11 protein-coding genes and 1 rRNA gene (1 of these 12 cut by a window edge) are annotated in these 15761 nt (G+C 43.9%); all 12 read right to left on the bottom strand.

The features are described 5' to 3' along the window. Positions 1–146: 146 nt before the first annotated feature. On the bottom strand, positions 147–1400 hold the full coding sequence (locus PJDR2_RS09540; RefSeq protein WP_015843458.1) for an ABC transporter substrate-binding protein: 1254 nt from the start codon (positions 1398–1400) through the stop codon (positions 147–149). A gap of 13 nt (positions 1401–1413) precedes the next feature. Beyond that, a complete protein-coding gene (locus tag PJDR2_RS09535; RefSeq protein ID WP_015843457.1) occupies positions 1414–3003 on the bottom strand; it encodes a response regulator in 1590 nt (529 codons plus the stop codon). Further along, complete coding sequence (locus tag PJDR2_RS09530; RefSeq protein ID WP_015843456.1) at positions 2978–4462, bottom strand: sensor histidine kinase; 1485 nt, start codon at positions 4460–4462, stop codon at positions 2978–2980. Before PJDR2_RS09530 ends, PJDR2_RS09535 begins: the two co-directional genes overlap by 26 nt. Positions 4463–4464: 2 nt before the next feature. Then, complete coding sequence (locus PJDR2_RS09525) at positions 4465–5457, bottom strand: sugar-binding protein (protein WP_015843455.1); 993 nt, start codon at positions 5455–5457, stop codon at positions 4465–4467. Positions 5458–5658: 201 nt separating this feature from the next. Next, positions 5659–6669: an S-layer homology domain-containing protein gene (locus PJDR2_RS09520; RefSeq protein ID WP_015843454.1), complete on the bottom strand. Its 1011-nt coding sequence runs from the start codon at positions 6667–6669 to the stop codon at positions 5659–5661. 65 nt (positions 6670–6734) lie between these two features. Further along, the gene (locus PJDR2_RS09515) at positions 6735–10409 is read right to left on the bottom strand and encodes a glycoside hydrolase family 3 N-terminal domain-containing protein (RefSeq protein WP_015843453.1); all 3675 of its coding nucleotides are present in this window, start codon (positions 10407–10409) and stop codon (positions 6735–6737) included. Positions 10410–10836: 427 nt separating this feature from the next. Then, on the bottom strand, positions 10837–11205 hold the full coding sequence (locus PJDR2_RS09510) for a hypothetical protein (protein ID WP_015843452.1): 369 nt from the start codon (positions 11203–11205) through the stop codon (positions 10837–10839). Positions 11206–11414: 209 nt separating this feature from the next. Further along, on the bottom strand, positions 11415–11870 hold the full coding sequence (locus PJDR2_RS09505) for a M24 family metallopeptidase (RefSeq protein ID WP_041613393.1): 456 nt from the start codon (positions 11868–11870) through the stop codon (positions 11415–11417). Continuing rightward, positions 11858–12082, bottom strand: coding sequence for a hypothetical protein (locus tag PJDR2_RS09500; protein WP_150106455.1), 225 nt, complete (start codon positions 12080–12082; stop codon positions 11858–11860). The genes PJDR2_RS09505 and PJDR2_RS09500 overlap by 13 nt, the downstream gene beginning before the upstream one ends. A gap of 379 nt (positions 12083–12461) precedes the next feature. Then, on the bottom strand, positions 12462–12839 hold the full coding sequence (locus PJDR2_RS09495; RefSeq protein ID WP_015843450.1) for a VOC family protein: 378 nt from the start codon (positions 12837–12839) through the stop codon (positions 12462–12464). An 86-nt stretch (positions 12840–12925) separates the two neighbouring features. Further along, on the bottom strand, positions 12926–13708 hold the full coding sequence (locus PJDR2_RS09490; protein ID WP_190276188.1) for a helix-turn-helix transcriptional regulator: 783 nt from the start codon (positions 13706–13708) through the stop codon (positions 12926–12928). A 974-nt stretch (positions 13709–14682) separates the two neighbouring features. After that, positions 14683–15761 (bottom strand): 23S ribosomal RNA (locus PJDR2_RS09485) (it continues 1853 nt past the right edge of the window).

The following is a 15761-nucleotide window of genomic DNA, read 5'->3' as shown; positions in this document are numbered from 1 at the left end:
TCCTATTTATTCGAAAAGATAATAATGACTTGCTCTATTCACTATAATTGAATACATGAAAGCGTTTATCTTCACATTATTAAGGTGGTCTGGATTATTTCAATTGCAAGAAAAAAGGCAAAGCATTATCGCTTTGCCTGAATCTATTATTTGTTTTTTTTCGAAATTTGGTACAGCTCATATATATTCCCGCTTAGCCCCTTAAATAGTACATGGGAACGACTTAAGCTTTCTTTAAAATCACTGATAGATTCTTGCCCGTAAGAATCATACTTGCTAATGTCCGCATCTAGACGAGGAGGAGTTGAGCCCTTGAGCGGATTAAATGCATCCTGCCCTTCCGACGAGCCCAAAAACTTAAGCCACTGGGTTGTAGACTCTTGATTTTTCCCTTGTGCTGTCAATCCAAATGCATCAATTGTCGCTACAAAGGCTCCCTTCGTCCCTGGGAATGCCAGCCAACCGTAATCAATACCCGGGAAAGAATCCTTTTGTAAGTCAAAATTACCTTTCACCCAGTCCCCCATTAGCAGCATAGCTACACTTCCATTCAAGAAAGACTGTGCTTCCTCCGGCCAAGTTTGTTCTTGATAAATAGGATCGGTCAATTCTGTTAATCTTTCCATGTTATTAAAAGCAATACCTATCTCTTGGCTATGAGGATCCAGCTCGCCTTTATTAACCTTCATGTAGTTATCAATTCCTAACGTACCTAATAAAACATTAGTCAACAAACTAGATTCCGTCCAATAGGCTAACGGAGTTACTCCATTTCTTTTAATTTTATTTCCAACTTCAATTAACTCTTCAATCGTTTCCGGAACTTTCAAGTTTAATTCCTCAAAAATTTTTCTATTGTACCACAATATATTCGTTCTATGGATATCTAGTGGAACAGCGTAGATTTCTCCATTCATACTGAGCTCGTCCAATATTTGTTTTGGGAACTTATTCAGCCAATTTTCTTGCTTATAGAGCTCTGTTAATGGGGACAGCTTATTTTTTCCTGCCCAAGCCCGAATAGACCTTTGATTAGCCTGAAAAGTATCGGGAGGGTTCCCTTCATCCATCCTTCGATCAAGAACAATGCGCGCGTTCATACCTGCTCCGCCTTCAACTGCAGAAGAAAATAAAGATATGCTAGGATACTTTTCCTTAAAGGATTGAAGAAGAGCTTTATATCCAGCTTCATCTCCTGCACCTGTCCACCATGTCATAATTTCCATTTGATCTTTTAGCGGTAAGTAGGGAGCGTCATCTACTTTCTTATCTTCCGTAATATCCAGAGCATTGTCATAACCATTGCTTACATTGGCGTTACCAAAATGAGAGCAGCTTGTAAGAAGTACACAAGAAATCATAATAGTAGTAAGAATAGATATATGTTTATATCGCTTCATAAGCTGCCCTCTCCTAACTGAAATAACCTACACTGTGCGTTTGGCGAAATTCTGAAGGTGATAGTCCCGTTAACTTCTTAAAAACGCGGCTGAAATAATTTGGATCACGATATCCAACCCTCATACTAATTTCTTTAAGACTTTGCTCAAAATCGGCTGCCAGCAATTCTTTTGCTTTTGAAATTCTTACTTGCGTTAAATAATCTACAAATGTAATCCCGCAGCGTTCATGAAATAGTTTGCTGAAGTAATGAGGATTTAGTTGTACATAATCGGCTACTACTTCTAGGGAAAGGTCATCTGCATAGTGATCTGTAATATAAGATTTCGCCTTCTCCATATTGCCCCGTGAATCTAGATTATACCAATTTGTAACTTGATTAATGAGAAGAACGATCTGATACTTGGCAAACTCTCTAATAAGCTGCTCGGAGTGCAGATGCTCAAGGTCTCCAACGTGATGCATCGAGAACCCGCTTTCGTTTAACATTTGCACAATAAAATCAAATAGTTTCTCCAACTCGTATTTAATAACACGCAGATCATACCTGGCATTTTGGAATAGCTGTTCCAAATACTGATCAAACACCGATAATGTCAGCTCTTTATCAGCCTTTCTTAATGCCATAATCAAACTCTTTTCCACTTCTCTTGAGAAAGCTTGTTGCGGCTTCTTATCGGATTTTTGCATGTCCGCAAAATATCTCACCTTCGTATAACCCTGGGTATCCCCTGAAGCCAAAAGTGCTTCATGATATGACAATACATATTGATCCTGTTTTAAATAGGGTGAGCCAATGCCAATAAACACTTTAGCATAAGAATAATGGTTTTCGAATGACTGTATTACTTTCCTTGCGAATAACATCCCATGCGTGCGTATGGAATATAAGTGGGAAGTTGCCTGGTCCGGGAAAATAAACAAAGGAATCTGGTTACCAATCATAGGACCAACCATGCAGCGCTCGAATTGCTTACTTAATGATCTCAATACACCGTACATTTCTTTCTTCTCTTGAGTACTAATCTCGCTTTTACTAAAATCTAATTTTATTACCGCCGAGTATACTGGACTCTGAGCATTTCCAGCTGGGATATCCCCGCTAAATAAATCCGAATCGTGCACATAATTCATCATAATAGCAGTTACATATTCCGTTTCCATAATAGAACGAGATTGATCAACCCTGCTCTCCATACTCCTCCATTCTAATCTTCGTTCCTTTATTTGCTTTACTTCCGCCATCGTTCGAACAACTGATTCTATCGTTTTTTCTTTTTTACATGGTTTTACAAGAAACTCCTTTACTCCGCTCCGCATCACTTTTCTGGCATAATCAAATGTATCAAAGGCAGAGACCATAATAAATTTAATCTCTGGAAATTTCTCATGGATAGCTTGGACTGCTTCCACTCCATCAATACCAGGCATTTTAATATCCATTGTAATAAGATCCGGCTGTAAAGTCTCCGCCATATCAATAGCCGTCCTGCCGTTTTCTGACTCACCTACAATTTCTACTTCAGGAATAAATCTTTCAATTAACAATCGAAGTGCCCCGCGTTCAATCTCTTCATCATCCACTATAAGCAGTTTGCACATGATAGGTTTTCTCCTTTTGATATAAACTGTAGGGTAAAAACAGCCGCACAATAGTACCTTCTCCCGGTATCGATTGGATCTCCATAACATCATCACATTGATAAAACAATTGAAGCCGTCTTCGAACGTTATGCAAAGCAATGCCGTTAGACTCCCCTGGTCCTTTTAGACTGTCTTTAGAATAATTATCCAATATCTGTTGTAATTGAATAATTCTTTCCTCTGTTATTCCAACACCGTTATCTTTTACTTCAACGATAACATTACCTTCTGACATAGATACGCTTAGTTTTATTTCTCCGCCTTCTTCGTATGATTCAACACCATGCATAAATGCATTCTCGACAAGTGGTTGCAGCGTTAACGGCGGAATCGGGCAATCAAGTGCTTCATGAGAAATATGGTCAATAAAATTGATTCGTTTTCCAAATCGCATCTTCTGGATAAAAAAATATTCTTTCACAATATCAAGTTCATCTCTTAACTGAACGGTATAATTGATTTTACTTAAGTTGTACCGAAGTAAGGCAGAAACGGACTCCACAACCTCACTGGTTTTTTCCGCACCTTCAACATAGGCCATCTTTGCAACCATGTTTAAAGTGTTAAACAAAAAATGAGGATTAATTTGATTTTGCAAACTCTTTATCTCCATCTTTTTTACAAGTTGATCAAGCTCCGATTTCGCCTCAATCTCCTTGATTAAACCTTCAATATTTCTGCACATGTTAAAAAACGTGTCTGTAAGGAATTTCAATTCGTCCCTTGTCTTCACCGGAATAAATTTAATGTCGAAATTACCTCGGGAAATCTGCCTAGCAGCCGTTGTCAAAGCATGAATAGGTCTAGTTATGCCTTTGGAGAACCATAATGTGAACAAGATGCAGAGTATTAACGTTGAAATAAAAATATAAAGCCCCATTGACCGGAAATAGCTGTTTTTTTGATTCATTAGAAAGTAAAAATGCTGATAATTTGTCAGCTCATTATTTATTAAAGTTAACGTTGATTCCTGAATAAATTGTGCTAGTTTCCCTGTTTGCGCTACATGGTTATAATATTCGTTATAGTTGTGATCATTGTATTTTTGAATCGCTAGGCTTCCCTCGTCAAGAAAGCTTTGTATCATGTTACTGTAGTTATGAACAAGAATATTATTCTGATCATTACCTAATTGTTCAATTAATGATTCCTGCTTCATACGAAGGGATAGGGATTGCCGCTGATAAGTATCCTTTACCTTATTGTCTTGATCAGATGCCAAGGCATAGGAATTAATGGCGGCGTTTACGTTGACCGTTTTTTGATAAATGTTATTTAGAAAAAAAAATCGATTCAGCATCGTATTATACTGTTCCACTGAATTGATACTATTTATATATAAGACAAAAGAAACAGCATTCAAAAATAAGACTAAACCTATAATAAAAACCATTAGTTTGGTTTGAATCTTGACCATTTTTATTCCCCCGTTCCTGTTAAATCTTCTCGATGAATTACCTTCACATCCGTGTTGTAAACGGTTACAATTTTCTCCCCTTTTAAATAATCCATCAATAAATTCACACTCTCACGTCCCATAATGAACGGCTGTTGAACAATAGTCGATTCAATTACCCCTTGATTAATAAGGGTTAACGTTTCTGGAAGATCATCGAATGCTATTATTCTAATCGGCGTTTTTAATGTTTCACTACCCATTTCCTTCAACATTTGAGCAATTCCAAGTCCATCCAAAGCGCTAGTTCCAACAAAGGTATCTATTTCGGGATATTTCTGCGCTAAAGTATAGGCACTTGCCGCAGATTGAATTCTGCTAATATTGGATTCGGCTATATCAATAATATGTATACCGGGATAAGTTTTAACGGCATCTTTAAAACCCCTGACTCTGTCCTTTTGATTTGAGGCGGTAAAGCTTCCGGTAATAAGAGCTACCTCTGCCCTACCAGCAGACTTCGCAATAAGTTCCCTTCCGGCCATATATCCTGCAGCATAGTTATCTGTTCCGACATATGCAACGCGCTTGCTGTGCGGTGCATCTGAATCCACAGTTATGATCGGAATTCCCATTCTAGCAGCTTCGTTAATAATTGGAGTAAATTCATTTTCCTCTAAGCCCTGAGTAATAATACCATCCACCTTAGAGGCAATCGCCATTTCAAGTATTTTTATATGTTCTTTCACATCAGCGCGGGCAGGACCCAAATACTCCAACTCGATTCCTTTTTGCTGTGCAGCTTCTCTTGCTCCCTGCTGCACAAGTCTCCAGTATGGATTATCATACTCTTGTGATATAAGCACCAAGTGCAACTGCGGCTTATCTATTACATTACCTGAAGATATATTATTGCTGTAATGCATGCCTTTTCCCGCATAGTATACAGCACAACTTGAAAAAGCAATAAATAAAACAAATAGAATGATGTATAGAAATTTATTTGTGCGCAGCATCGTATCCCTCACTTTCGACCTATTCTGCCAGGAACATTTTCTCAATTATAACATCTTCTCTTTTCTACAAAACAGAAGTTATCTTTTCATACTCTGGATAATTATGTGATGTTATCTGGATTTTTTTTAGGTATATAAAGAGAGAAGCCTTCCGCAGATGCTGCGAAAGGCTTCATTAACCCTATCCAAAATATATTTTCTCTACTTTTGCATTTTTTCAATGCTCTTCAAAATGTTAAGTATGACCGTTACTGCCTCTGCTCTTGTGGCTGCAGCCTTCGGAGCAAAATTATTATTTCCTCGGCCCTGCATAATACCTAACTCGTTCGACAGAGCTACATATGGTTTTGCCCATTCAGCAATTTGTTTCGTATCCGCAAATTTCAACTTGGTATTATTGCTAGTGTTCATGTCTAAAGCACGTATGGCTATCGCGGCAATTTCTTCTCTTGTAATTCTATTGTTTGGACGGAATGTACCGTCTGTATAACCCGAAATAATATGTTGATTCACCGCGGTTTCAATATAAGGTTTAGCCCAAGTAGGAATATTGTCCTTGAAGGTAGCTTTTTGTTCAGCACCGTTAAGACCTAATGCTTTCGCAAGCATCACGACAAATTCAGCCCTTGTGACTTCACGTTCTGGTTTAAAGGTGTTATCTGGGTATCCATTTACAAAACCAAGTTTCATAGCCTGATTGATGGCTGATTCTGCCCAATGTCCTTTGATATCTGAAAACGTGACATTATTAGGAACATTGGTTTTCGCATCGGATAATGCTTTTAAATCCAATTTCGAATTTACAACTTGGACATTGGTAAGCGATATCTCTGATGCACCCGACGCAATACGTTCAAAGGTCAGAGTTGCCAATTCTGCATCTCCATTTAGTCCATCGACAGCACCCACTTTTGTACGGGCAATTCTAACGGTATTATCCTTCTTAAGTGGATCAACTGCGAATCCGCCGAACGAACTTGTCGTACTGAGGAACTTCAATTTTTGATTGTTATAATGAACAACAAAGTCATAAGCATAAAGATCATCTAAATTGTGACCCATAACACGCAATTCAACTTTGCTGTTGCTTGCACTTATTAAGAGTTCTACTGTGGAATTCTTTGCCGCAGATGCCGTTCCCACCTGACCAATAAAACAACTCAAAAACATAACTATACTAAGTATCCACACAAGCGATTTACGTTGTGTCATGCCTTGGGGCCTCCTTGCTAGTTAGGGGTAAACCCCGGTCTTTCAGACCGGGGCTTTTTTTACTACTACTGATTAATCCAGTTGCCGATAATTAATCGTGCAACTGCCGCAAGCTCACGGATGGAAATCTCGCCGCTACCGAAGAGGTCTGCTTTAGCAACAAAGCTCCATTCAGCATCCGTTGATTTCACACCATAGTATTGAGCTAAGTAAGACAGGTCACGAATCGTTACTTCCGTCTGACCAGATACAAGCGTAATAATTTGAGCAGCAAAATCAGCTACTGCATGGTTCAAGTTAGTTACTGCAGCATCAACGGCCGATTGTGTTGCCGTCGAGCTATTCTTAACTGTCGTTGCCGATTGAACTGCCGAATTAAGGGCAGCGATAGCCGCAGTTGGATATTGACCAACTTTAGTGCCTTCATGAGCTTGGCTAAGCTTCGTTTGAGCTGCCGCGATTGCCAAGGTTAATGCAGCTTTATCTACATTCGATGGAGCTACTACCTTAGTCAGGAACGAAGCAACATCATTTTGCAATTGCGTAACAGCTGCTGCGATTTCTTGTTGCGTAGCCGAGATATTATCTCTAACTACAATAGCTTGATCAATTGCTGATTGAAGCGCTGCTTTAGCACCAGGGATATATTGACCAGGCATCGTTCCTTCCACCGCGTCTGCAAGGACATGTTCAGCTTCAGTTACGGCTGTAATGAGCGCTGCATTATCTGCAACTCTAAGCGCGATGTCACTCACTGCAGCAGTTGTATCTAAAGTCTGCTGTGCTTGACCATTAGCGGATACCGTAAAATTACTCAGGAAAGTATGCACCGATCCCGTTTGATCCGACTTAACTTTAGCGTGAAGGACAAGTAATTGCCCATCAGGTTTAATTAGATCTCCGGTGGTAGACAAAAGAAGTAGAATTTGTCCCTTGTCGGGTTTCACGCCGGAACCAAGAATTTGCAGATCAGGATTAGTTGATTCAAGAGCTTGTTCAGCCAGACTTACTAATCCTTCGGAATCTGTATTCGTGGCAAACTCAAGTTTAGCTGGATCGTAGTTTACAACAACTGACATTGTGTTGAATTCACTTGCAACATCATTCACATTAACGGAGAGATCAATGGATTGACCGGAAATTGCTGTTGCAGGTCCTTTCAGTTCAACAGCAGCTTTCTCTTCAGGAGTAACCGTGCTGTATGTGAACGCTGACTCTACACCTTGTTTTTCAGTGGATTCAAGAACAAAGTTATTTGAGGTGTTGCCAATAATGACATTGAACTTGCTTCCAGGGGTAACCGTCCAGCCTTTTCCGTTACCATAAGTAATATTCGAGGTGGTCTCATTACCAGCTAACGTACCGCTAAATCCGTCGTCGTAATATTGCAGATCGCTTAGGCCGATATTGAACGATACCGTCTTTTCTTCACCAGGGTTCAATTCGACTTTGTCAAATCCACGCAGGTCCTTCATTGGACGTCCCTCAGAAGAATAGTTCTCCATACCGAGGTACATTTGTACAACTTCTTTACCTTTCACGTTGCCCACGTTTTTAACCTTAACAGTAGCCGTAATCGAATCATTGTCATTCGTTTGATCGAATACGTTCTTGCTCAGTTTCAAATCGCTGAACTGGAATTTGGTATAACTGAGGCCATATCCGAATGGATAAGCCACTTCTTTGTTATAGTCAGCTTCTGTTTGGTATTTGGTGTCAAACCATCTGTAACCTACCAATACACCTTCATCATAGAACACAGGGTTCGTTCCCCAACCGCCGTTGGTTGTTGCACTATTTGTTGTATTACCACCACCGGAAGTAAATGTACGAGCTGGCAAAGCTTTTGAAGCTTCAATAGAAGGGCTATAGTTAAGATTATTCAAAAAAGTTTGAGTCAATTTACCAGAAGGATTGACAGTTCCTGAGAGTACGTCCGTTATTGCACCGCCGCCATCCTGACCAGGCAACCACGAAACAAGAATGGCATCTGCATATTCATTAATTACGTTAGTATCCAACGCTGCGCCAATGTTGAGAATAACGATAAGCTTCTTGCCTTTGCTATGGAATGCATAGGAATAGGTTTGAAGTGCTTGTTGTTCTTCCGTCGTCAAGTAGTAGCTATCATTACCTGTAGTCAAGTTATCAGAGCCTTCACCAGTCTGACGGCTGACAACATAAATTCCGTAATCAGCACTTTCTGCCAATGCGTCAGCGCTAGCATCCAACGTAGTCTGATTAAAGGTACCGGAATAAGTCAAAGTAATACCGGTAACACGATTCGATGTTTTCGTATAGCTCTGTGTTTTTGTGTAGCCTGCCGCTTGTTTAATATCTTTTACACTGCCTGCATTAGCAACTGTGAATTTGTCTTGGAGAGCGCTTTCAAGTGATTTTACAGATTCGTGAGTAGGATCGAAATAAACCCCTGCACTACCTCCACCACGAGCAACAAAGTCTGAAGAAGTAACAGAGTTGTCACCGAAACCACCACGGCCTTTCAAGTTAGAGCTAGTAATCAATCCAACTTTAGAACCCGACTGCAGTGGAAGAATTGCGTCGTCGTTTCTAAGAAGAACCATCGAATCTGCTGCTGTTCTGCGCGCTACAGCATCAGAGTCTGTGAACAGGCTACTGCCGTAGAAATCCTGTTCTTTTTGAGTAAGATTGTATTGCGCTCCCGGAGTTCCATATGTCCCTAGGAAGGTATTTGACTTTGTTACTCCATCTAGGATATTTGCAACACTACGATCCAAATAAGACTCGTCAAGTTGGCCATTAGTAATAGCGTTTTTCAAAGTTGTCTTATTTGCCGTACTCAAGCTCGACTCAGTCAAATCCATTTGCGCACGCATGGATGCAACAATATCATTGGTGGCACCCCAGTCTGACATAACGAAACCTTTAAAACCAAAATCGTTTCGGAGTACGTCTGTTTGGAGCCATTGGTTTGAAGCTGCATATATTCCGTTCAAGCGATTATAGGAAGCCATAACCGACCAAGGGTTTGCTTCAGTGGCGATTTCAAAGCCTTTTAAATAGATTTCGCGAAGTGAGCGCTCAGAAGCAATCGTATTCCCGCCGCTACGGTATGTTTCTTGTTCATTACCTGCGTAGTGTTTGAGCGTGACACCAACATTTTGCGATTGAACACCCAACGTGTACTCTTTAGCCATTTCACCAGAAACCAGCGGATCCTCAGAAAAATACTCAAAGTTCCGTCCGCTTTGGGGATTTCGAAGAATGTTTTGACCTGGAGAAAGCATTACATCGACACCGTAGAAGGAGGCTTCCTTACCGGTTTGTACCGCAATATCATGCATCACTTGTTTATCCCAAGAAGAAGCGATTGATGTCGGTGAAGTCCAGGTTGTTGCTTTGTAGCCCATACGAACGCCTGCAGGACCATCAGAAAGCGTGAGAGGTGTAACACCCATGGACTGCAAGTTAGCTGAGGTAAAGGTTCCTCCAGCCGCACCCGAATTCTTAATCGCTGTGCCGTTTGCTGCAGAGCCCGTTGTTCCCCCAACCATATTGATTTTTTCGTCAATAGTCATCTGCGATACAACCTGCTTAATTAAGTCTTGCTTTTGTGCTTCCGTCCAAGTGCCGGTCTTTAACTCATCCAATGATCTTAGTACCACCGGTTCATCGGCAGCCGCTACCACTGAGGGAACTGCACTAGCAGCAATCATAACGGACATTAATAGCGATACCATTTTTTTTCTTCTACCCATTTTGCCAAATGCCTCCTTATTAAGTTTCTCTCTCAAATACAGCGCTTACATTTTGTTTCTTATTTATGTTTAAAAAGCTTCCTCCTTCCTGTTGTAAAAGCGCTTCGGTACATGCTAATTATAAAATTTAGCGATATAGCACGATTCTGGACTTTCTTTAGGCATACAGGACTATCTTTTTATTTCAAACGTTACTCCGACACAGACAGTAACGAACTTTGAAATTGAAAGAAATACAGCTGGTTACATAATGCCTGGCACTACCCTGCCTACCAGAACATAAAGAAGATCGCCCGTATCCAGTTCTTCATAGACTGGATAAAAGGCGATCTTTCTCATTTCATGCTATTTCGCTCAAAAAATCCGAAAACAAAGCTAAAAATAGGGACTTCGTCGACAAGTTGAAAGATTCGAACAAATTTACTCTTTAGTTAAATGATTTTCTTTGAATCCATGAACTAGAAATCCACAGCTCCCGGATGCCTGCCTCGGCGCTCGCTTCCATCATTCGGCGAAAGTCGAGCAGCGTGTCGCCGTCACCGATCTGCCGAAGCTCCGGCGTCTCCGGGTTGGAGTACGGGTTGACCTTGCCCAAACCCGCCTCCAGATAGAACCCGAGCCCGTCAGCCCGCTGCCTAACTGCACGGATCTCCTCCAGATCAAGCGTCGGGCTGACGTCAAGAATCGTCCTGAAGAAGGTTCCTTCCATTCCGAGCTCAGCGGCCAACTCCACCTTACCAAGCGCATCCAGCGATCCCGGCGTCGGCATATGTCTTGCGTCGATTCCTAAGCGCATAGCGATTCCACCTCTCTTTTATATTCATTCATCCTCAGCCCAAGCGGACGATTCCTCTAGGGTATTGCGACATCCAGGACGCCCCGTCCGTGCCGACGACCGCGACGTCGCCCGCACAAACATGACCGACGTCCGTCAGCGTGAAGTTCGGGTGAACCTCGAAAACCTGATTTGTCTGAACAAGAGGAGACTCCGAATCCAGGGACTTGTCACGGCCGGCGTTTAGGAACGGAGCTAAGCCGGGATCGCTGTAGCTGTTGCTTAACGCATGCGCGGATTGGAAGCAGGATGTCAACAATGCCACTAACCGGCTTGCCGGGCACCATCCGCGCCAGCGCCGCGTCTTGCATGGCGATCAGCGCGTCGGCCACTTCCTTCATCCGGGGAGATGGTTCCTCGAACATGCCGATGCGAAGCACCTGCGAGTAGTAGCCATCCAGACAAACGGTCGCGCCGATCTGCACACGGGAATTAAGCCCGACCGGCTCCGTTAGCTCGAACAGCTCGAAGTACGTTTCCTTCGGCCTCTCCTCAATCGTCAGCCAGCAGCCCGCCGTATCTGCTCCAAGCCTGCGGCCGAGAAACTCCACCTCTGCCATGATGTCCGGCCCGGTAATACCCTGAACCGCGGCGAGGTTCATGGCATGAGCCACTAACTTGTCCACGATGACGGTCGCCTTCCGATGTTTCTCGCCTCGTAGGACGTACGACTAAGCCGCCGCTGGCACACCATCGGATAGCCGTCCGATGCCTCGTACCCTTCCATAGCGGCGCGGAACTCGGCGAGTCGCGATGCCGTCATGTCGAATTCGCCCACTTGAGCGACGCGTCCTCCGCGTGGAATCGCTGTTCCCACTGCTTCCCTTAGCGTCCCCATCAGATCGACCGTCTTGATCATGTCCATCTCGTCCCCAAGTCGCGTCTAGAAAGCCCTCGCCCGATTCTATCCGCGGACACGATGACTGGCTTTCCCTTCACCGGCACGATCAAGAAAGCTTCCGTATTGACCGGCATGAACCGGTCAGATAGCGAAAGTTCGGTCGCCGCGCTATCCTGCCCTTTACTTCAAAAAAAGCTGCAGCAGATCCTCAGATCCGGCTGCAGCTTTTTTAATTGAACTATAGTTCCCCGTCGTTTAATGAAAAAAGAGCATCGCCGCGGCGGCCTTAGCCTATTCCCTGTTCCTAAAGGCGAAGATACACTGGCGACAGTGCTTCCCTTCTGCTTGTTGTTTAATGGCGCATTCCTTCTCTTCGCTAAGCGACGAGACTGATTAAATTGTTATCGGGGTCCTTTATGATCGCATATCGCTCTCCCCACGGTGTATCTCGCGGCTCGAGGAAGCCGTCATACCCAAGCGTCGTCAACTGACGGTACACGTCGTCCAACGCTTCGTTGCTGGAGAACTGAAAGGCGAGCTCTGTCCGGTAGCCGACAGGATCTTCCCAGCCTTCAAAAACACGCTTTACCGATTCCACCATATCGAATGCAAACACAACTCCTTCTTGCTCCACGTCTACGTGATGCGCTTCGTCGGCGCCGTCTGGAATAGTCAACCCCAGCACGCGATAAAAATCCAACGCCCTCTTCATCTCTTCTACATAAATCGCGACTCGTTTCAACTTTACCGTCATGCTCTGCAGCTCCCCTCGCCTTGCTTGATTTTCACTCCCATTATAGTAATTGTCCCTCATTACAAAATAGTAAAAAACGGACTTCCTCACTCCTGCTTGGTCAGCCGTTTGAGTGGAAGTCCGTAATATCGCTTAAAAACGCCAGCGAAGTGCGACTGATCGTAGTACCCGTGTTGAAGCGCCAAATCCGTCATGTTGAAATAGTCCCCGTTGTACAATTCCTCCAGCACGCTTTGAAAGCGGATGATGCCGAGCATCTCCTTCGGGCTGAGGCCAAGCTCCAGTTCAAAGGCCCTTCGCAGATGCCTCTCACTGAAGTTCACTTTATCCGCCAAATCCGTTACGGAAGAATTACCTTTGACCTTGTATATATGCTGCATGCTCTGGTAGATCAAAGTGGGAGCAGGTGTCTCGTTCGCAGCCAGTATTCGGCCCAATTGCTGCTCTACGACCTCGATCCTGTCTGGTAACGATTGGGCAGTCAGTAGCTTTTCCACCCAATCCAGAGCCTCTTGTCCCCAGAGATCCTCCAAAAACACACGATTTGCCGTTAATGTCGATATAGGAGACTTCAAGATCGTACGGGCCGACTCCGCATACAGCCGAATGCCCCATACCGATCGTACTTTAGCAAATTGCAAAACTTCGACTTGTGTCGTTAGCCCTACGACATAAGCGGCCTGCCTGCTTGATGAAGCCAACAGGTCCACTATAATATCGACACAGCCATCGGGGATAACTCGATGCCCTGGATTTCCCGGTATCGGCAGGAAATCCACCATCCAATAGGCAGCTACATGTGACGCCAGACGACGGCTCGGCGCAAACTCCCGGAAGTTGTGCGAGTGGATATGCAACTGTGGCTGCAATTGGGGAGCATGCAAGGGTCGGTAAGGATGGCTCATCTGCGCTTCTTCCTCCTATTACGTGAAAAATCTTGATACCTTGGCGGCTTTCAAGGCCGAAGACTATATTCCACCTCATGAATGTATTGTAACAAATAACTGATAAGCGGACATATGTCCTTTTCTATTTATTAATGCAGTGTTGAAGTTTGTTTATCGACCATAATCTTATTCGAATCCGTATAATTAAGAGAGACACTGCCGTTCATTAAGCCCATCACAAAATAAAATAGACATATCTTAATAGAGAGAGGTGTTCAGAATCTATATCAGTTCACTAATTGTTTGTCCCAGAGTAGATTATAAGTTTTGGCAACATGATAGCGATTATTTAATATAGAAAAACAGAAAAGTAATAAAGCCCCACGCTATCATTAGTGTGAGGAAAGCTTCCCTTGTTTACACGGTGTTTCATAAGCAGTAATTCTTGGTGAGTAAAGAAAATGGCAGCCGTTTATTAAACGACCCATATATATTTGATTTCCCATCATCTCATACATTTGTAATACAAATTGTTTAATCCGCCGCTGCACTTCCAAACGAAGGCGGTTCACCAGGCGATAGACCACTGCGAGGCATTAGTAACATCTCCCCAGCGAGTATTGTAAAATCCTTCATCGTGACTGCCTTCCGGCCTCTTCTTCTCCATGACGACCATAAGTTCTCCACCCGAGATGCCGGTTGTCGCGTTTACCCAACAAGCCCGTTTGACAGTCTACCACCTGGTCCAGCCGTCCAATACGGCTATGCCACTCCTGTGATGGCCTTTAATTAAAAACATAACCCCCCACCTACAAAGGTGGGGGGTTATGTTTTTGTATCTTGAAAGCTGGATGCGAAAGTTTGAATTCCTTAAGTGTTCCGATTGTTACACCGGGGTCCCCGAAAAGTAATCGGAATAAGCTGCAACGCTTAACTTCACTTTTTGGGGGTTGTTTTAGGATAAGCCCTCGACCGATTAGTATTCGTCAGCTCCACACATTGCTGTGCTTCCACCCCGAACCTATCAACCTCGTCGTCTTCAAGGGGTCTTACTAATTGGGAAATCTCATCTTGAGGGGGGCTTCACGCTTAGATGCTTTCAGCGCTTATCCCGTCCGTACTTGGCTACCCAGCGGTGCTCCTGGCGGAACAACTGGTACACCAGCGGTACGTCCATCCCGGTCCTCTCGTACTAAGGACAGCTCCTCTCAAATTTCCTGCGCCCGCGACAGATAGGGACCGAACTGTCTCACGACGTTCTGAACCCAGCTCGCGTACCGCTTTAATGGGCGAACAGCCCAACCCTTGGGACCTACTTCAGCCCCAGGATGCGATGAGCCGACATCGAGGTGCCAAACCTCCCCGTCGATGTGGACTCTTGGGGGAGATAAGCCTGTTATCCCCAGGGTAGCTTTTATCCGTTGAGCGATGGCCCTTCCATTCGGTACCACCGGATCACTAAGCCCGACTTTCGTCCCTGCTCGACTTGTTGGTCTCGCAGTCAAGCTCCCTTATGCCTTTGCACTCTCCGAATGATTTCCAACCATTCTGAGGGAACCTTTGGGCGCCTCCGTTACATTTTAGGAGGCGACCGCCCCAGTCAAACTGCCCACCTGACACGGTCCCCGAACCAGTTTCATGGTTCCAGGTTAGAACTCCGATACGATCAGGGTGGTATCCCAACGTCGCCTCCACACAAGCTGGCGCTCATGCTTCTCAGGCTCCCACCTATCCTGTACAGATCGTACCAAAGTCCAATATCAAGCTGCAGTAAAGCTCCATGGGGTCTTTCCGTCTTGTCGCGGGTAACCTGCATCTTCACAGGTATTAAAATTTCACCGGATCTCTCGTTGAGACAGCGCCCAAGTCGTTACGCCATTCGTGCGGGTCAGAATTTACCTGACAAGGAATTTCGCTACCTTAGGACCGTTATAGTTACGGCCGCCGTTTACTGGGGCTTCGGTTCACAGCTTCGGATTGCTCCTAACCGCTCCCCTTAACCTTCCAGCACCGGGCAGGCGTCAGCCCGTATACT

This window comes from Paenibacillus sp. JDR-2, assembly GCF_000023585.1.
Lineage (GTDB): Bacteria > Bacillota > Bacilli > Paenibacillales > Paenibacillaceae > Pristimantibacillus.
This window is presented reverse-complemented; position numbering and strand designations above follow the sequence as displayed.